Annotated in this window: 14 protein-coding genes; 6 read left to right on the top strand and 8 right to left on the bottom strand. The window is 59.9% G+C overall.

Annotation, left to right across the window (positions count from 1 at the left end; genetic code table 11):
* Positions 1–235: 235 nt before the first annotated feature.
* Positions 236–1,267, top strand: a complete 1,032-nt coding sequence (locus ACR0L1_RS12730) for an NADP-dependent oxidoreductase (protein WP_480859180.1) — start codon at positions 236–238, stop codon at positions 1,265–1,267.
* Between the two features lie 63 nt (positions 1,268–1,330).
* Here the strand turns inward: ACR0L1_RS12730 and putA are convergent, their stop codons facing one another.
* Positions 1,331–4,801, bottom strand: a complete 3,471-nt coding sequence (putA, locus tag ACR0L1_RS12725) for a bifunctional proline dehydrogenase/L-glutamate gamma-semialdehyde dehydrogenase PutA (protein WP_480859178.1) — start codon at positions 4,799–4,801, stop codon at positions 1,331–1,333.
* A gap of 79 nt (positions 4,802–4,880) precedes the next feature.
* On the opposite strand from putA, the gene ACR0L1_RS12720 reads away from it, so the two are divergent.
* Positions 4,881–5,384, top strand: coding sequence for an Lrp/AsnC family transcriptional regulator (locus ACR0L1_RS12720; RefSeq protein WP_480506612.1), 504 nt, complete (start codon positions 4,881–4,883; stop codon positions 5,382–5,384).
* Positions 5,385–5,399: 15 nt separating this feature from the next.
* Here the strand turns inward: ACR0L1_RS12720 and ACR0L1_RS12715 are convergent, their stop codons facing one another.
* From ACR0L1_RS12715 to ACR0L1_RS12695, 5 genes are all read right to left on the bottom strand, one after another.
* Positions 5,400–6,368 carry a DUF3137 domain-containing protein gene (locus ACR0L1_RS12715; RefSeq protein ID WP_170789919.1) on the bottom strand — a complete coding sequence of 323 codons (969 nt, stop codon included), beginning with the start codon at positions 6,366–6,368 and terminating at the stop codon, positions 5,400–5,402.
* 183 nt (positions 6,369–6,551) lie between these two features.
* Positions 6,552–7,688, bottom strand: a complete 1,137-nt coding sequence (locus tag ACR0L1_RS12710; protein ID WP_480503689.1) for an NADH:flavin oxidoreductase/NADH oxidase — start codon at positions 7,686–7,688, stop codon at positions 6,552–6,554.
* Between the two features lie 70 nt (positions 7,689–7,758).
* The gene (locus ACR0L1_RS12705) at positions 7,759–9,945 is read right to left on the bottom strand and encodes a Tex family protein (protein WP_480859176.1); all 2,187 of its coding nucleotides are present in this window, start codon (positions 9,943–9,945) and stop codon (positions 7,759–7,761) included.
* Positions 9,946–10,015: 70 nt separating this feature from the next.
* Positions 10,016–11,032 carry an Ldh family oxidoreductase gene (locus ACR0L1_RS12700; RefSeq protein ID WP_480859174.1) on the bottom strand — a complete coding sequence of 339 codons (1,017 nt, stop codon included), beginning with the start codon at positions 11,030–11,032 and terminating at the stop codon, positions 10,016–10,018.
* A 75-nt stretch (positions 11,033–11,107) separates the two neighbouring features.
* Complete coding sequence (locus ACR0L1_RS12695; protein ID WP_480859172.1) at positions 11,108–12,055, bottom strand: c-type cytochrome; 948 nt, start codon at positions 12,053–12,055, stop codon at positions 11,108–11,110.
* Positions 12,056–12,103: 48 nt separating this feature from the next.
* Between ACR0L1_RS12695 and ACR0L1_RS12690 the strand changes: the two genes are divergently transcribed.
* Genes ACR0L1_RS12690 through ACR0L1_RS12680 form a run of 3 tightly spaced genes read left to right on the top strand, consistent with a single transcriptional unit; the run spans position 12,104 to position 14,553 of the window.
* Positions 12,104–12,676 carry an RNA polymerase sigma factor gene (locus ACR0L1_RS12690; protein WP_480503693.1) on the top strand — a complete coding sequence of 191 codons (573 nt, stop codon included), beginning with the start codon at positions 12,104–12,106 and terminating at the stop codon, positions 12,674–12,676.
* Positions 12,673–13,419 carry an anti-sigma factor gene (locus ACR0L1_RS12685; RefSeq protein WP_480859170.1) on the top strand — a complete coding sequence of 249 codons (747 nt, stop codon included), beginning with the start codon at positions 12,673–12,675 and terminating at the stop codon, positions 13,417–13,419. The genes ACR0L1_RS12690 and ACR0L1_RS12685 overlap by 4 nt, the downstream gene beginning before the upstream one ends.
* Positions 13,420–13,476: 57 nt before the next feature.
* Positions 13,477–14,553 carry a helix-turn-helix domain-containing protein gene (locus ACR0L1_RS12680; protein WP_480859168.1) on the top strand — a complete coding sequence of 359 codons (1,077 nt, stop codon included), beginning with the start codon at positions 13,477–13,479 and terminating at the stop codon, positions 14,551–14,553.
* Here ACR0L1_RS12680 and ACR0L1_RS12675 read toward each other — a convergent pair.
* Positions 14,526–15,416, bottom strand: a complete 891-nt coding sequence (locus ACR0L1_RS12675) for a LysR family transcriptional regulator (protein WP_480859166.1) — start codon at positions 15,414–15,416, stop codon at positions 14,526–14,528. The two genes, ACR0L1_RS12680 and ACR0L1_RS12675, sit on opposite strands and share 28 nt — an antisense overlap.
* A 105-nt stretch (positions 15,417–15,521) precedes the next feature.
* Between ACR0L1_RS12675 and ACR0L1_RS12670 the strand changes: the two genes are divergently transcribed.
* Positions 15,522–16,400, top strand: a complete 879-nt coding sequence (locus tag ACR0L1_RS12670) for a phytanoyl-CoA dioxygenase family protein (RefSeq protein ID WP_480859164.1) — start codon at positions 15,522–15,524, stop codon at positions 16,398–16,400.
* Here ACR0L1_RS12670 and ACR0L1_RS12665 read toward each other — a convergent pair.
* A complete protein-coding gene (locus tag ACR0L1_RS12665) occupies positions 16,397–17,701 on the bottom strand; it encodes a UDP-glucose dehydrogenase family protein (RefSeq protein WP_170789928.1) in 1,305 nt (434 codons plus the stop codon). The genes ACR0L1_RS12670 and ACR0L1_RS12665 overlap by 4 nt on opposite strands.
* Positions 17,702–17,832 lie beyond the last annotated feature (131 nt).

The raw sequence follows: 17,832 nt of genomic DNA, 5'->3' as shown, positions 1-17,832 counted from the left end.
AACGCGCCAGCCCTTCGAAATGAGGATTGTAAACCACGGGCGCAGCGGGTCGGTTGACGAAATGAGACATGCAAGTTGTTGGCGATTGGCCCGGCATTGTCAAACCCTTGCAAGGTGAAAAGATCGGTGGGTTTCAGCAGCCTATGGTTGTACCGCCACAATTCCGGGGCAGATTGGGTTGCACATCTTAGCTATCCGGTCTCTGCTACGGCAAACCGATTTGTAGGAGAGCACCATGCCCCAATCCCCCGACACAAACCGCCGTATTGTTCTGGCTGAACGTCCCAAGGGCCAGCCAGACGAGAACACTCTGCGGTTAGAGACAACCGATGTCCCGACGCCCGGGGCAGATGAAATGCTAGTGCGCACGGTCTTTCTGTCTTTGGACCCCTATATGCGTGGACGCATGAATGATGCAAAATCCTATGCCGAGCCGGTGGCGATCGGCGGTGTTATGACTGCGCAGGTCGTGGGACGGGTCGAGCAGTCGAACCTTCAGGGCTTTGCGGTTGGCGATTATGTCCTGAACATGAGCGGCTGGCAGGATTATGCGATCTCGAACGGGGCGCAGGTGGTCAATCTTGGTCAATCACCAGACAACCCGTCCTGGGCGCTGGGGATTTTGGGGATGCCGGGCTATACGGCCTATGCCGGGCTGCTGAAAATCGGTGAGCCTAAACCCGGTGAAACCGTTGTTGTCGCCGCAGCCTCAGGCCCGGTAGGGGCGACTGTGGGTCAGATTGCCAAGCTGAAAGGTTGCCGGGTGGTCGGCATTGCGGGTGGGCCCGAGAAATGCGCGCATGTGGTGCAAAATCTGGGATTTGATGCTTGTTTGGATCATCGCTCGGATGATTTGGCTGGACAACTGCGTGATGCCTGCCCGGATGGCATCGACGTCTATTTCGAGAATGTCGGCGGCAAGGTGCTGTATGCCGTACTGCCTTTGTTAAACCCGTTTGCGCGCGTTCCGGTTTGCGGCGTCATGGCCTGGTACAACCTGCCCGGTCTGCCCGAGGGGCCGGATATGGGCCCGGTGATCATGGGGACGTTGTTGCGGATGAAGGTACGCATGCAGGGTTTCATCATTTTCGACAATTTCGGCCCCGAAGTGTATCAGGAGTTCGTTCGCGATATGACCGGCTGGCTAAAAGACGGCTCGGTCACTTACAAAGAACACTTGGTCGAGGGGCTGGAAAACGCGCCTGAAGCGTTCAATCAGCTATTGGCCGGGGGAAATTTTGGTAAAATGGTCGTAAAGGTGGGCTGATCTGACAGCCTCTCATTTTTACGCACCGCCCCGGACAAATCAGTCTGCCGGGGCGGTCGCGGGTTAACTTGCTGCCGCCAAAAGCGAGGCGTTGCCACCGGCGGCGGTGGTGTCAATACACACGTGACGCTCAAGCTGGCAGCGGTCGCCAAAATCCGCGTCATTGATCAGCGGGATCAAAGCACCGGGTCGCTGCGCCAAGGCCGCGCGGATGGCGCGAAGCTGCGCCTCTTCTCCCCAACAGACAACCGCATCGAAGCCCGAAATCGAGCCTAACACAGCGGGTTCCAGTACACCGTCCACCGTGTTCGGACCGCTCGCCGCAGGCGCAACGACGACGGCGGAACAGCCATGCGCCACAGCGATTTCGCGCTGCGCCTGCGCGGCCTCAAGCGATGGGCCAAGACACAGGATGATGCCACGGCCATAGGTCGACAGCGTGTTCGACTCGCCCGTCGGTCCTGGTAGCTGGTGCCGTTTCAACGCGATACGCGGCGGGCGTTTGGTTGCCGTCAGGACAGCCTGAACCGTGGCCTGATCGGCGGCCTGCCCCGTGGCCGCGGCAAGGCTATGCGTCGCGGGTTTGGTGAAACGCTTGACGTAAGACGGACCGCCCGCCTTGGGCCCGGTGCCCGACAATCCCTCACCCCCGAAGGGTTGGGACCCCACGATCGCGCCAATCTGGTTGCGGTTGATATACATGTTGCCGACGTTCAGTTGCGACGTAACCTGTTCGATCCGGTCGTCGATGCGCGAGTGCATTCCGAAGGTCAGGCCAAAGCCGGTGGCATTTATCGCAGCGACCACCGCGTCCAGCTCCGACGCCTTGTAGGTGGCCACATGCATGACCGGGCCGAACACCTCTTTTTCCAGATCAGCAATACCCGATACACGCAGGACGGTTGGGGCCACGAAAGTGCCGTCTGTCGGAGTATCCAGTTGTTTCAACACGCGTCCCTGCGCGCGTGCGCCTTCGACATAGGCTAGAATTTCACCCTGCGCGCCGTCACTGATCACTGGCCCGACATCTGTGCGCAAGTCCCATGGGTTGCCCACGACCAGCTCATCCATCGCTCCGTATAGCATCTCGAGGAATGGTTCGGCCACGTCCTCTTGCACGTAGAGCAGCCGTAGCGCAGAACAGCGCTGACCGGTGGATTGGAAGGCCGAGGCGACGATATCCTTGATCGCCTGTTCCGGCAGCGCCGTGGAGTCCACGATCATCGCGTTCAGCCCACCGGTTTCGGCGATCAAAGGGGCCTCGGGGGCGATCTGATCAACCATGGCGCGGTTGATAGTCTGCGCCGTGTGGGTCGAGCCGGTAAAGCACACCCCTTTGATCCTTGGGTCCGACGTCAGCCGTGCGCCTACGACCGAGCCGCGGCCCGGCAGCAGTTGTAACGCAGTCTTCGGAACGCCGGCTTCATGCATCAGGTTGACGGCGACCCAGGCGGTGATGGCCGTTGGGTCCGCCGGTTTGGCCAGGACACCATTGCCAGCGGCCAGCGCGGCGGCGATCTGCCCGGTGAAGATGGCCAGCGGGAAGTTCCACGGTGAAATGCAAGCCATCACACCGCGCGCAGGTCGCGTAACTTCGATACCGCGCACGGCGTAGTAGCGCAGGAAATCGACCGCCTCGCGCAGCTCGGCGATGGCGTCCATCGGGGTCTTGCCCGCTTCGCGGGTGAGGATGGCAAACAGCTCTCCGAAGTTCTGCTCATATAGCTCGGCGGCGCGAAACAGGGTCTGGCGACGCGTTTCAGCATCTGCGTTCCACTGGACCGCCGCGCCAAGTGCCGTTTCGACATCCTCCACCGATGCCTCAGCCACCACACCCACTTTGTCCGCGTGATCGGCGGGATTGAGGACAGGGCGGTCTGTGGTGTTTTGCGACGTGCCCTCCAAAAGCGGCCCAACCTGCCAGAACTTAGAGCGAAATGGCGCACGGGCCTGTTCGATCTCGGCCAGATCGTCTGTGTCGTGCAAGTCCCAGCCCCGCGAATTCGGGCGCTCGGTCCCATAAAGGTCCGCAGGCATCCAAACAGCCGCATTAGAGCCTGAGTCCAGCGCATCAAACGGGTCGGCGGCGACGATTTCCGGGGCCACGGATTGGTCCACGATCTGATTCACGAACGAAGAGTTCGCCCCGTTTTCCAGCAAGCGCCGCACCAGATAGGCCAGAAGATCCCGATGCGCCCCGACCGGCGCGTAAATCCGGCACCGGGTGCCGCTGCCCTTCAGGACCAGATCATGCAGGCTTTCGCCCATGCCATGCAGGCGCTGGAACTCAAAGCTGCGTGTGTCTGTGGCCATGTCGAGGATCGCGGCCACTGTATGGGCGTTATGGGTGGCAAATTGCGGATAAATTCGATCTGTCATGCCCAGCAGTTTCTGGGCGCAGCAGATATACGAGATATCGGTGGCCGCCTTGCGGGTGAAAACCGGGAAGCCGCGCAGCCCTTCGACCTGCGCGCGCTTGATCTCGGTATCCCAATAGGCACCTTTTACCAGACGCACCATGATTTTACGGTCCAATTCATCAGCCAGCGCATGCAGCCAATCCAGAACATAAGCTGCGCGCTTGCCATAGGCCTGCACGACCACGCCGAACCCGTCCCAGCCCGCAAGCGACGGGTCGCGCAGAACAGCTTCGATCACGTCAAGGGACAGATCCAGCCGATCCGCCTCTTCCGCGTCGATATTCAGGCCCATATTGGCGGCCTTGGCCTGTTGTGCAAGTTGCAACGTCAGGGGCACCAGCTCGGCCATCACCCGGTCTTTTTGCCCGACCTCATAGCGGGGATGCAGCGCCGAGAGCTTGATCGAAATGCCGGGGTTTTCCCGAATGTCTTGCGCGTCGCATTCCCTGGCCAGCTTGGCGATGGCGTCCGAATACGCGGCCAGAAACGCCTTGGCGTCGTGGGCTGTCAAAGCAGCCTCGCCCAGCATGTCGTACGAATAGGTGTAACCCTCGGCTTCTTGTTTCTTGCCGCGTTCTAGTGCTTCTTCGATGGTTTCACCCAGCACGAACTGCGCGCCCATTTCCTTCATCGCCCGCGCCACCGCGACCCGGATCACCGGTTCCCCCAGCCGTTTCACCGCCCCTTTCAGGGTCGCAGCAATGCCGGTGCCATCCTGCAGAACCTTGCCCGTCAGCATCAATGCCCAGGTGGAGGCGTTGACCAGAGACGACGACGATTGCCCTAGATGCTGCCCCCAGGCCGAAGGTGCGATCTTGTCCTCGATCAGCGCGTCAATCGTATCTGCGTCGGGCACCCGTAGCAGTGCCTCGGCCAGACACATCAGGGCCACGCCTTCATTGGTGGACAGGCCATATTCGGCCAGAAAGACTTCCATCAGGCCGGGGCGGCTGTCGTTGCGGATCGCGCGTACAAGATCAGCCGCGCGATTCTGGACCACCGCCCGCCTTGCTGCGTCAATCGGATTGCGGCTTGTCAGGTCCCGCAATACCTTGGATTCTGCCCGCAGGTGGTTGTGTCGAAGGTTCAGACGAATATCATGTAGCCCAGTCATGTTCTTTCCAATCCGCGTTCGATTTAAATAATCTTACCAAATCGCTGAAAGTTATGTTGACTAAAGCTTCAAAATAGGCGTGTTTATTGACCAAATTTTCTATTTAGTTTTGGCGATTGAGACCGTGTTAATAGAGAAAAATAGTCAACTAGACCGACATGACCTGAAAATCCTACGTATTCTGAGCCGTGAAGGACGTATTCCGGTGACGGAATTGTCGGCGCGGGTCGGATTATCAAAGACACCTTGTCAGGTGCGGATGAAACGTCTGATCTCGGAAGGGTATATACAGGGGTTTCGCGCGATTCTGGACCCTTCGAAGCTGGGGGTCGAACAGGTGGTCTTTGTCGAGGTTAGCCTGAAAATCACCACCGAAGCGGCTTTGACTGAGTTCAATGAAGCTGTGCAACGAGCGCCCGAGGTCGAACAATGCCACATGATTGCGGGTGCCTTTGACTATCTGCTGAAACTGCGCACCAAGGATATGCGCAGTTACCGTGAGATTTTGGGCCGTGTCGTGTCCACGCTCCCGCATGTGGACAGCACCTCGACCCATGTGTCGATGCAATCGGTGAAAGACTGAGCCGCCCGACAGCGTTCATTGATGCAGTGCATCAATGATCTGTCGTGGCATTACCAGATCGCGGAAGGCGCGATGGATGGTTTCATCCGCTTCACTCAGCGGGGCACCACCAAGGTTGAAGCTGAGAAACCCGTGGGGAAGGCTGAGCGCCAGATAGAATTTCTTGCCCGAAAATGCCGCTGAGCAATAGTCGCGCCCACCTTGGTAGCGTTTGGCGATCTCGCTCAGCGTATAAGCGAATTCGGGTTTGACGTATTGTTCCAACTGGTGCGGGTCGTCGGTAAAAACCTCAAAGATCTTCTCGGCATCCTCTAGGCCAAGATCCCAGCGATGTTGGGGCAAGACGTTGCGGCTTGCCCAGCTATACAGCTTGTTTAGGGTCTCACCGAAGTCCTTGACGAAGACCGTGCGTGGCAATGCGGCCGGGCAGTCGATTTCCAGCACGATGCCCGAGAACAGGGTTCTGGTCTTTCGTTTGTTGTCGCTGTCTCTGTAAGTGTCCGAGCAGCTCATTTGCAGCAGTTTGTAATTAGTGTCCCGCCAGGTGCCGCTGATCGCGTGATTTTCGCGCACGCGTTCGGATTCAGGTATGATTTGCAATGAAACCAAGCGCCCAATCGGAAGGAAGCTCATAGGTACGTCCGAGTGCAGCTCCATATGCCCTAGGAATTTGCACAGGATGGGGCGAATGTATTTCGAAACATCGGAACTGACTTTTCCGCCTCGTTCCAGATAAAGGATCAAGGCCGCGGCCCCGCCGAAAGCAAGTGGAAAAATCGCAAAAAGAGGATGAATGTAGTACCCGCCTAATCCGGCCAGTACGACGGCAACAACGCCAGAGAACTTGATCCAGAACATACTGCGCGAGACGGCGGCCTGACGTTCAACTTCTTTCTCGCGTAGGAATGGGGCGATCTGCTGGTCAAAGATCCGGGAAAACCCGGTCTCAAACGGGGCAGATTCGACAAACTGGTATTCTGACATCGTTAAATCCTGACCAACAAACTACGAGTTTGGCGCAGATGCTAGCGATCCCTTGTCCGCCAGAATATCCCCAGACGTGTATCATTTGTATCGGATGTGTCCGTCTTAGCCATGTTCGCGCAGGCGACGCCATTTTCGACACAGAGAAGCGCCTCGCTGGACCTCGAGGCGCGATCTGATGCGCTATCGCAGGCCCAGTTTGGACAATAGCCGGTTGCGTTTCATCAGCCACCATCCGGCCTCGACGGGCCATAGGGCATGGTTCTGGTCGGCCCCTAGTGCAGCGGCGCTGCGCAGGGGCCAGTTCGGGTCGTCCAGCAATTCGCGGGCCACGGCGATCATGTCGGCGTCGCCCTTTTGAATCACCGCGTCGCACACCTTGGGGTCCCACAGGAAACCGACTGCCATTGTCGGCATATCCGCCCAGGACCGGACTTGTGATGCAAACGGCACCTGAAAGCCTTGTTCGATGGTCATCCGCTGTGGGCGATCCTTGCCGCCGATCCCGCCCGAGCTGCAATCGATCATGTCCACCCCGGCAGCTTTGAGCGCCTTGGCGATGTCAACGGTGTCTTCGACGGTCAGGCCGCCGTCCACCCAATCCGACGCCGATAACCGAAAAGCCAGAGGATAGTCCTCGGGCCAGTTTCGTCGGATTTCACGTGCGATCTCGACGGCAAAGCGCACCCGGTTCTGCGCGCTTCCGCCCCAATGGTCCGCCCGCTGGTTGGTGATCGGAGACAGGAATTGATGCACCAGAAAACCATGGGCTGCATAGACCTCGATCATCTTGAACCCGGCCGCCTGTGACCGTCTGGCCGCTGCACCGAAGGCGGCGATGACGTCTTCGATATCGGCCTGGGTCATTTCGCGCGGGGTCGGCCAGCCCTCGGCATAGGGCAGGGCAGAGGGTGCCATTGCAGGCCAAGCCGCTTCCTTGCGCTGCGTGGCGTCTTCATCATTCAGCGGAGTTTCGCCGTGCCAGGGACGCCGCTCCGAGGCTTTGCGCCCCGCATGACTCAGCTGAATGCCCGGCACCGCGCCTTCGCGGGTGATGAAATCGGCGATGGGTTTCAGCGGGGCAATCTGGGCGTCTTCCCACAAACCCAGATCGCCGGGCGTGCGCCGCCCGTCACGGGTGACGGCCGTCGCTTCGGCATAGATCAGCCCCGCACCGCCCATGGCAAACCGGCCCAGATGCACCAGATGCCAATCATTGGCGCGGCCTTCATTCGCCCGATACTGGCTCATCGGTGAGACCGCGATACGGTTCTTGAACGACACAGATCGCAGGTCAAATGGACTGAACAATGAGGGCATTCTGGTCTCTCCGACTGTGATTTTCCGTCAACCTAGCGAAACCGAGCGGGCAACCCAAATAGATAATCTGTTAACGACGCCCGCGCCCAGTTTGACCGGCCCCGCCATCCTTGCGCATGGACAGGCCGATGCGTTTGCGTTTGACGTCCACTTCCACGACCGAGACTCTGACGATCTGACCGGTCTTTACGACCTCATGCGGATCTTTGACGAAGCGGTCGGCCAGTTGACTGATATGCACCAGCCCGTCCTGATGCACGCCGATATCCACAAATGCGCCGAAAGCCGCGACATTGGTGACGGTGCCCTCAAGCCGCATACCAGGTTTCAGGTCGGTGATCTCATTGACCCCTTCCGCGAAAGAGGCGGTCTTGAAACTGGGTCGCGGATCGCGGCCGGGCTTTTCAAGCTCGGTAAAGATGTCCATCACGGTGGGCAGGCCAAAGGCATCGTCGACAAAACGCCGGGCTTGCAGCCCTTTCAGGGCGTCTTTCTGCCCCATGATCTGACGAATGTCGCGCCCACAGGCGGCCACGATGCGGCGCGCCACGCCATAGGCCTCAGGGTGGACCGAGGAGGCGTCCAACGGCTCTGATCCGTCTCTAATCCGAAGGAATCCGGCGCATTGCTCGAAAGCGCGTGGGCCAAGGCGCGCGACGTTCAGCAGGTCTTCGCGGCGGTCAAACGCGCCGTTCACGTCCCGATGTGCCACGATCGCGTCGGCCAAACCCGGACCCAAACCCGATACGCGCGACAGCAAGGGGGCCGAGGCGGTGTTCAGATCGACACCGACCGCGTTCACCACATCCTCGATCACAGTATCCAGCGATTGCGACAGACGGTGCTGGTCGACATCGTGCTGGTATTGCCCGACGCCGATGGACTTGGGTTCGATCTTGACCAGTTCCGCCAGCGGGTCTTGCAAACGGCGCGCGATTGAAACCGCGCCGCGCAGGGACACGTCCAAATCGGGAAACTCGCGCGCGGCCAGTTCCGAGGCGGAATAGACAGACGCGCCCGCCTCTGAGACGATCACCTTGGTCGGGGCTTTCACCGCGCTTGGCAGCAGTTTCAGAGTATCGGCGACAAAGCTTTCAGTCTCGCGGCTGGCGGTGCCGTTGCCGATTGCGATCAGGTCAATGTCATGGGTCGAGATCAGCTTGAGAATGGCGGCTTGCGCGCCGCGCAGATCGTTTTTGGGCTGGAACGGATACAAGGTGTCGGTGGCGACCAGCTTGCCGGTGGGATCGACCACTGCCGCTTTGACACCAGTACGAATTCCGGGGTCCAGTCCCAGCGTTGCCTTGGCCCCGGCGGGGGCGGAAAACAGCAGATCTTTCAGGTTGCGGGCGAAGACCTGAATCGCCTCGTCCTGCGCGCTGCTTCTGAGATCAGCCATCAACTCGACCATCATCGACAGAGACAGTTTGACCCGCCATGTCCAGCCCGCCACCTTGCGAAGCCAAAGATCGCCGGGTGAATTGGTCCGCGTGCCTAGATGGGCGGCGACCATAGCCTCGGCCCTTGCGGCGCCGGTTTCGGGGTCGGGGGCAATATCGAGCGTCACGATCCCCTCTTTCGAGGCGCGCAGCATCGCCAGCGCCCGGTGCGAGGGTGTATCGGCCCAGCGTTCGCTGTGGTCGAAATAATCGCTGAACTTGGCCCCTTCGGTCTGCTTGCCGTCGATTACTTTTGCGGTCAGCAGGGCCTCGCGTTGCATGAAGCTGCGCAACTCACCCAGCAGGACGGCGTTTTCGGTCAAATGTTCGGTGATGATGTCGCGGGCACCGTTCAGGGCATCTTTGGTGGTGGGTACTGCGTCCGAGACATAGCCCCCGGCCAGCGCTTCGGGATCGGCAGAGCGGTCGGCCAATATCGCCTCTGCCAGCGGCTCCAGCCCGTTTTCGCGCGCGATCATCGCCTTGGTGCGCCGCTTTGGCTTGTAGGGCAGATAGATGTCTTCCAACTGCGCTTTTGTCTCGGCCCCGGCGATGGACTTGGCCAGGTCGTCGGTCAGTTTGCCCTGATCGCGGATTGAATTCAGGATCGTGTCACGGCGGGCATCGAGTTCGCGCAGATAGTCCAGTCGCTCAGACAGGGTGCGTAGCTGGCTGTCATCCAGCCCGCCGGTCGCCTCTTTCCGGTAGCGGGCGACAAATGGGACTGTGGCCCCCTCGTCCAGAAGTCTGACCGCAGCGCCTACCTGATCGGGGCGGGCGTTGATCTCGGCGGCGATGGTGCGTGCGATGCGGTCCAAGGGGGTCTCCTTCAACTGGGTCGGAGGGTCTTCTTAGCCACAGGCACCGGCAAGGGAAAGAGGTCGAATTCTAACGGACCAGAGCCAGCAGATCGTCGTGCAGCGTTTTTGAGATTTCTGCATAGCCCCGCGCCCTGTTGCGCGCACGCGCGGCATAGCGCCGTTGCGAGGGCAGGCGCGCGCCCTGACCCGTGATATCGGCAAACAGCCGCTCGGCGCGGGCATCGTTTTCGTCCACGCGGCCGCCGCTGAACTGGGCGGGGTCGAAGGCCAGGATGATCTCGCCATGATAAGGTGCGCTGCTGGTGCCGTCGGCATAGGCCAAGCTTTCCAGACTGGTCAGATCGTCGATCAAGGGCCCAGCCAAAAGCTCGATCATGATCGACAAAGCTGACCCCTTATAGCCGCCGAAGGTCAGCATCGCGCCTTCCATCGCAGCGTGCGGGTCGGTTGTTGGGTTGCCCTCCTTGTCGAGCGCTACGCCGTCGGGCAGGGGTTTGCCTGCGCGGCGGTAAAGCTCGATCTCTCCCCGCGCAAAGGCGCTGGTGGCAAAGTCGAAGGTGAATGGATCCCGACCCTGACGCGGCCAGCTAAAGGCCAGCGGGTTGGTGCCAAGTGACCCGCGTGTACCTCCGGCTGGGGCGACCCAGGAATGGCTGGGCACCATCGCCATCGCGGCCAGCCCAGCCGAGGACAATTGTTCAACCTCGGGCCAGAGGGCTGAGAAATGGAAACACCGGTTGATCGCCATTGCGGCGACGCCGTGCGTGCGCGTTTTCTCGATCAGGTGGGGAAGGGCCTCATGAAAGGCCAGCAAGGAGATCCCGCCGCGTGCATCGACACGGACAATGGCATTGTCTGAGGGGGTGATGACTGGCGCGACATGGCCGTCGACCTTGCCCGCGTCCATCGTTTCTGCACACATGAGCAGGCGAAACAGTCCGTGCGAGTGGCAATCGTCGATCTGGCAGGTGGTCAGCAAATCCGCGATGGCGGTGGCATGGTCCGGGCCATAGCCCGCGTTTTTTAGGATGGTCAGGCTTAGCCCGTGGATCTCATCCAAAGTCAGTTTGACCGTTTCGCTCATGCCCCGCCTTCCTTTTCCATGTTGCCATGGACAGGAATAGCGCGGCGGGGCAGGCGAAGGAACAGCTTTCCGGCGTTAGCCTTCCGATTCTGATTGCAGATAGGCAATGACGTTGGTGATGTCCTCATCCTTCTTCAAGCCGGCGAACTGCATCTTGTTGCCGGGCAGAGTGCCCTTGGGGTCAGCCAGAAAAGTGGTCAGGGTCTCGACATCCCAAACAATGTCCGAGCTTTTCAGCGCGTCCGAGTATTTGAACCCATCCGCTTGGGCAGCCGACGCGCCAACGATGCCGTACAGCGAGGGGCCTACACCGTTCTTGCCCTCTTTAATCTGATGGCACGCCTTGCACTTGCGATATACTTTTTTGCCCGCCTTGATATCCCCTTCAACTGCGGCAACAGCGGCGACCTCAACCGGAGCAGCGGTCCCAGCGTCGGCTTTTTGCTCGTCCATGTTGAAGAATAGGCGTGCGGTGATGGGCACGGTCCGGGTGATGCCGGGAAGGCTGGCCAGCTCCATCAGCTTGTCGACCCCGGCATTTACGCCCGCGTCTTCGGTGCTGAGAAACACCATGTCGTTGGTCGAGACCATCACGGATTTCTCAGAAACCCGCAGGACGAACATTTCAGTATCAAACTCAACATCCGTGCCGATCAGCGACAGTGCCGCTTCGACATCAACGACTGCTGTTTGACCGACGGCCAGCGCCTTCACCTCGTCCATATCGATCTGGGCGGTCAAAGTCGCCGTACCTGCATTGCGAAAGACATGCTCGATCATTCGCTCGTTGCGGATGTCTATATTCGTCTCGACCGAGGACAGGTCGATCTCGATCTCGGCCTTGCCATCGGGGCTGACATGGCCCGACAGGTTGGTGAAGGAATTGACTTCGCCCACGGTGTCTTTCTTGATGGTGCCATAGGCCAGGTGCGAGCCTTCGGGCGACAAGGTCCAATGTTCAGCCAAGGCCGGGGTTGCAATAATTGCCGACGCAATCGTGACTGCTTTCAACATAAGTTTCATTTCATTCCTCCACAGGTTATGACATTCCTGACCTCGCGGGCCCGATCCGTGAATGTCAAACACACACAGGTCACTATTTATTCAATGGGTGGTGAAATTAGTTCCGAACAGGCCGTGCGCGGCGCGATACAGACGCATTCGAAACGCGTCTGGCGCTTTGGGCTTGCCTTGTCCGGAGCCTCTGATGTGGCGGATGACTTGCTGCAATCCACGTGCCTGCGTGCGTTGGAGCGTCACCATCAGGTGACTTCGCATGATCGATTGGACAGTTGGCTGATGACGATCTGCCGCTCGATCTGGTTGAATGAGGTGCGCTCGCGCTCGGTCCGCAAGGCGCAGGCGTTGTCGGTGACGCCCGAGGCGGAATTAATTTCACATGATTCCGATTCCGAAACGAATATTTTCGCGGCTGAGGTGTTTACCCAAGTGATGCAACTGCCAGAAGCGCAGCGCGAAACGGTAATGCTGGTCTTTGTCGAAGGCTACAGTTACCGCGAAGCGGCGGCGATGCTGGACGTTCCCATCGGTACGATTATGAGCCGGTTGTCCAACGCCCGGCAGAAACTTAAAACCGTGATGCAGCAGGATGCTGCAAGCGCCGTTCGACGGAGTGGCAAATGAAGTTTTCCGATGAGACGCTGACAGCGTATCTGGAAGGCAATGTGGATGAGGCCGAGGCAAACGCGATTGAAACCGCGGTTGCGGCCGACCCCGAGCTGGAAGCGCGCCTGATGGCGCTGGATCCGTTTGCACCGGTTGTGCAGGCGGTGTTTGAAAACGTGCCTGCCGAGGCACCGCAGGTCGATCTGCCTGAACCGCAGTCGGCTGTTCCTGTTCACCATTCCGGAAGCCCGTGGCGTTTGGTGGCTGTCGCCGCTTCGGTCGCGGTGCTGGCGGTGTCGGCAACCTTCTGGAGCACCCGGCCCGAGCCGCTGGGCTGGGCCGAACAGGCGGCGATCTACCAGTCGCTATATGTGCCCGATACGATTGCTTCGCTGGACAATTCGGCTCAGGTGCTGGACGCGCAGTTCGAATTGGCCGAGGCCGAGCTGGGACGGTCGCTGAACCGCGACACGCTGGAAGCCCTGCCGGGGATGGAGCTAAAGCGCGCGCAGGTTTTGTCGTTCAACGGAAAGCCGTTGATTCAGGTCGTGTTCGCAGATGAACAGGGGCAGCCCTTTGCCTTCTGCATCATACGTCAGGGCGAAGGCGCCCCCAGCAAGGCCGTGAAGCTTGCCGAGTTGAGCGGTCTGGCAACCGCGACATGGTCCGAAGGAGGCTATGGCTATATGCTGATTGGCAGTAGCCCTCAGACCCCACTGAAGGGACAGTTGGACATTCTGACCACAGGTTTCGCCAGCTAGGTCCGCAGCCACAGAAACACCTTGTGAACCGGTGGAAATACCCGAAATATGTCGGGTATGACCACGAACCCTGCCATGCCTGATCCCGATGAGGATGACGAAACGCTGGGCCCCGGCAGTATCTATGATGTCGACCCGCCCGAGGATGACGATCTGTGGTTTCTGCCCCCCGACGAAGAGCCCGAAGAGGATTTTATCCTGCCCGGCCCAAAGGCCGATCGCAGGCTGTTGTTCGATCCTCGGGATTGGCGGGCGGCGCAAGCCGAGCTGTCCCTAGAATTGGCAGATCTGGCGGCCACATTCGGTGCCTTGGATGAAAGGCTACGGGCTGGTCCCAAAGGCTGGACGCATCGTCTGGCATTGATGGACGTGTCTGATCTGGGTTGGTGGACTGGTGACCGGATCGGTGTGGATCGCTTGGCGCTGTGGACCGGGTTGCGGATCGGCGCGACCGGTGATGACGTACAGGCCTTGTTTCGGTCCGGCTGGGCCGTGCGGCGTCTGACATCGGGTGCTGGACCGTCCGAGGGTGGATGGGCCACCGGGGTGACAGCCTTTCTTGACCGGATGGCGCAGGGGATCGACGAAGTGCCCGAGGCCATTGCCGACCTGGCCGAGGTGATGGGGCATGCAGACGGGCTGCACCCGGTCACGCAAGCCGCGATTGCTTTTCATGCGTGGCGTGCGGTTTCACCCGGCGTCGGGCACGACACCGAAGCAGCCATCATCGCAGCACGCCATGCGGCCACGATGGGTCGGGGCGGCGCGCTTTTCATGCCATTGGCCCTGTCTGGCCCTGGCGCTTTGCGCGGCATGGGTGATACCGGGGAAAAGCTGGGCGCGTGGTATCGGGGTCTTGGGCAGGCCGCCTTGGCCGCCTTGTTGCATCTGGACCGTGTCAGCGCCTGGGATAACCGTGCCCGCGCCGTGACCGGCGACCTGAGCGGACGAACCCCACCCAAACTGATCGAAGCGCTGACAGCCTGGCCCATGGTGTCGGCCCCGTTGGCCGAAGAGTTGACGGGTGCCTCGCGTGCGGCGGTTCAGCGCAATATCGACAGGTTTTCGGATCGCGGCTTGATCCGTGAAGTGACCGGGCAGGGGCGTTACCGCGTCTGGACTGCCGCGCTGTGATCCATGATCCAGTCCCGAAACCGCCGAGCCGGAGGGCGCAGAGTTCGGCGGGACGGGTAGATCAAGTGATAAGCCTCTTGCCCCGGTACCTCGATCCCGTCGAGGCATGGAACCAAGCCTGACAGAGCTACAATACGGTCTGACGCAGGCGCTCGGGCAAGCGCAATGCCCGCGCCTGCCGCCGAAAGCTCGGCCGCGATAAGTGAGTTGTCGGCAAAGAAATATCGCGCCTGACCCCCGGGCAGGCGTAGCGTTTCGAACAGGTGTGGCCAGCTTGCGCGGTGGGTCGAGACCTCGATCAGGGTGAAGTTAAACAAATCCTGCGGCGTGTCGATTTGCGCAGCCAGTTCGGGCGGGGCCACGGGATACAGCCTTTCACGCACCAGTTCATCGCTTTCCGTTCCAAAGAGGTTTGGATTGCCGAACACGATCTGAAGATCGGTGAAACGATTGCTGAAATCAGCGTCCAGATTGCCGGTCGACAGGGACAGGTTGATCTGGGGGTTTAGCGTGTGAAAATCGGTCAGCCCCCCGGCCAAAACCCCATGCGCGAACAAAAGAACTGACTGCACGTAAAGCCGCTGTTCGCGTGTTTCGCCGAACAATCCGGTCGTTGCGGTTTCCAGCATTAGCAGTGATTGCTGCACCGATGGCAGATAGGCGCGTCCGGTCTCGGTCAGGGTGACGGAATGCGCATGGCGGTGAAACAGAGGGGTGCCCAATTGCGTCTCGAGAGCCTTGACCTGTTGGCTGACGGCGGCGGCGGACATGTTTAATTGGGCTGCCGCGCGCGCAAAGCTTTCGGTTCGCGCGGCGGCCTCGAACACGCGCAGCCAGTTCAGCGATGGGATACGGCCTGCCATGGCAGTTAGACTAAGCTGAACTTAGCCTGACGGGCAAGAACCTGTGCTCTGCCATTAATGACGCATCAACTAGGCTGCAATCACATGCAGTAAGGAGGAGCGCGCATGTCTGACCCTGTCTCAATGGCTCAAACCGCCCTGACGCCCGAACAATCCGCTCAGTATTGGGAGGATGGGTATTTGTTTCCCCTGACCGTTATCACGGGCACGGAAACGGCCGCCCTGCGGGCCGAGTTCGAACAGATTGAGCGGGAATGGCTGGATGCCGATCTGCCTTTGCCGTTGAACACCTATAAGCGGGTCAATTCGCATCTTGTAATGCCTTTGGCCGCCCGCGTTGCCATGGACCCCCGTGTTCTGGATCTGGTCGAGGGCGTTTTGGGCCCCGATATCATGATCTGGTCAGCCGAATTTTTCGTCAAGGAACCGCGGACAGCGCACACGGTCGGTATGCATCAGGACCTGACCTATTGGGGTATGGGCGAGACGCCGGATCAGGTTACGGCCTGGATCGCGCTTTCGCCTGCGACGCCTGAAAGCGGCTGCATGGATTTTGTGCAGGGCAGCCATAAGAACCCGATCCTGCCGCATAACGACACCTATTCTGACACGAACCTTCTGTCACGCGGGCAAGAGATCGCCGTGGAAGTGCTGGAGGAGGACAAAACCCGGATAGAGCTGTCGCCGGGGCAAATGTCGCTGCATCACGGTTTAACGATCCACGGGTCAGGACCGAACAGCTCGGACGACCGGCGCATCGGGTTGGCGATCCGGTATCTGAACCCCAATGCCAAACAATTGGTGGCCGAAAAGGACTATGCCATGCTGGCGCGTGGGCGCGACGGGCAGAGCAATTTTGTTCCCGTTCCTCCGCCCAACAGTTTGTTTTCAGCAGAATCGCTGGCTCTGTACGACCAGGTGCGGCGCGACCAGAGCAAGGCTTTGGCCGAGGGCGCGCAGGCGGATGTGCCGCTGTACGGTTAGCGACCGACCCCGGAATAGCTCTCGAACCCGGCCTTTAGGGCCATGTCGCGGGAATAGATGTTGCGCAGGTCGACCATTCTGGCCGAGGTCATCGAGGCCGCCATATCGCCGAGGTTCAGGGCGCGGAACTCGTTCCACTCGGTCAGCAGCACGACCGCATCCGCATCCTTTGCGGCGGCATAAGGATCGTCGAACCAGTCGACACCGGGCAGAAGGGCCTCGCCTTCGGCGCGGCCTTGCGGATCGACGACGCGGACACGGGCACCGCCCCCGATCAGGGCGGGCACGATGGTCAATGAGGGCGCGTCGCGCATGTCGTCGGTGTTGGGTTTGAAGGTCACGCCCAGCACCGCGATGGTCTTGCCATTGAAACTGTCGTCGCAGGCATCCCGGATCTTGTCGATCATCCGGTTTTTTACACCGTCATTGACCCGAATGACCGTCTCGGTGATTTGCATCGGATAGGCGTGATCCTGTCCAATCCGCGCCAGCGCGTTGGTATCCTTTGGAAAGCATGATCCGCCATAACCGGGGCCAGCATGCAGAAATTTATTGCCGATCCGGCCATCCAGACCGATGCCGCGTGCCACTTCCTTGACATCACCGCCCACACGTTCGCACAGGCCCGCGATTTCGTTGATAAAGGTGATCTTGGTCGCCAGAAATGCATTGGCCGCGTATTTGATCATCTCGGCGCTTTCCAGATCGGTCGTCAGGATCGGAAAATCACGCAGGTAGAGCGGGCGGTAGATATCGGCCATCACCCCGGCGGCCCGGTCGTTTTCGACACCGACAACCACCCGGTCGGGCCGCATGAAGTCATCAATGGCGGCCCCTTCGCGCAGGAATTCCGGGTTCGAGGCGACATCGAATTCGGCCTGCGGGTTGGCGGCGGCGACCACCTGTTGAACTTGACGGTTGGTGCCCACGGGAACAGTGGATTTCGTGACAATCACGGTATACCCGGTCAGCGCATTGGCGATCTCTTCGGCGGCGGCCATCACATAGGTCAGGTCTGCATGCCCGTCGCCGCGGCGGGTCGGGGTGCCCACCGCAATGAACACTGCGTCCGCCCCATCTACGGCAGCGGCGAGGTCGGTGGTGAAACTCAACCGTCCCGAGGCGACGTTCTTGGCCATCAGCACGTCCAGACCGGGCTCATAGATCGGAACTTCGCCCGTCTGAAGCATCTCGATCTTGCCTTCGGCCTTGTCTACGCAAATGACGTCATGGCCAAAATCCGAAAAACAGACCCCCGACACGAGCCCCACGTACCCTGTGCCGATCATTGCAATACGCATGTATCAATATCCTTCTTCGGAAACCGCCTTGTGGCGCATTCATTCAGGAAAGTTTCGCCGGTTTCAATGCCCAGCCGTGACCTTGGGTTGCATTCCGGGGTATCTTGCTGTTTCTGAGTCTGCGATCAAGC

This window comes from Ruegeria sp. J8 (assembly GCF_056531925.1).
Note: the sequence above shows the minus strand (reverse complement) of the source record. Positions and strands in the feature narration are given on the sequence as shown.

Bases quoted from the DNA above. Each gene is read 5' to 3' on its own strand.
- ACR0L1_RS12730 (WP_480859180.1), top strand. From the start codon at position 236: ATGCCCCAATCCCCCGACACAAACCGCCGTATTGTTCTGGCTGAACGT.
- putA (WP_480859178.1), bottom strand. From the start codon at position 4,801: ATGACTGGGCTACATGATATTCGTCTGAACCTTCGACACAACCACCTG.
- ACR0L1_RS12715 (WP_170789919.1), bottom strand. From the start codon at position 6,368: ATGTCAGAATACCAGTTTGTCGAATCTGCCCCGTTTGAGACCGGGTTT.
- ACR0L1_RS12710 (WP_480503689.1), bottom strand. From the start codon at position 7,688: ATGCCCTCATTGTTCAGTCCATTTGACCTGCGATCTGTGTCGTTCAAG.
- ACR0L1_RS12700 (WP_480859174.1), bottom strand. From the start codon at position 11,032: ATGAGCGAAACGGTCAAACTGACTTTGGATGAGATCCACGGGCTAAGC.
- ACR0L1_RS12695 (WP_480859172.1), bottom strand. From the start codon at position 12,055: ATGAAACTTATGTTGAAAGCAGTCACGATTGCGTCGGCAATTATTGCA.
- ACR0L1_RS12685 (WP_480859170.1), top strand. From the start codon at position 12,673: ATGAAGTTTTCCGATGAGACGCTGACAGCGTATCTGGAAGGCAATGTG.
- ACR0L1_RS12680 (WP_480859168.1), top strand. From the start codon at position 13,477: ATGACCACGAACCCTGCCATGCCTGATCCCGATGAGGATGACGAAACG.
- ACR0L1_RS12675 (WP_480859166.1), bottom strand. From the start codon at position 15,416: ATGGCAGGCCGTATCCCATCGCTGAACTGGCTGCGCGTGTTCGAGGCC.
- ACR0L1_RS12670 (WP_480859164.1), top strand. From the start codon at position 15,522: ATGTCTGACCCTGTCTCAATGGCTCAAACCGCCCTGACGCCCGAACAA.
- ACR0L1_RS12665 (WP_170789928.1), bottom strand. From the start codon at position 17,701: ATGCGTATTGCAATGATCGGCACAGGGTACGTGGGGCTCGTGTCGGGG.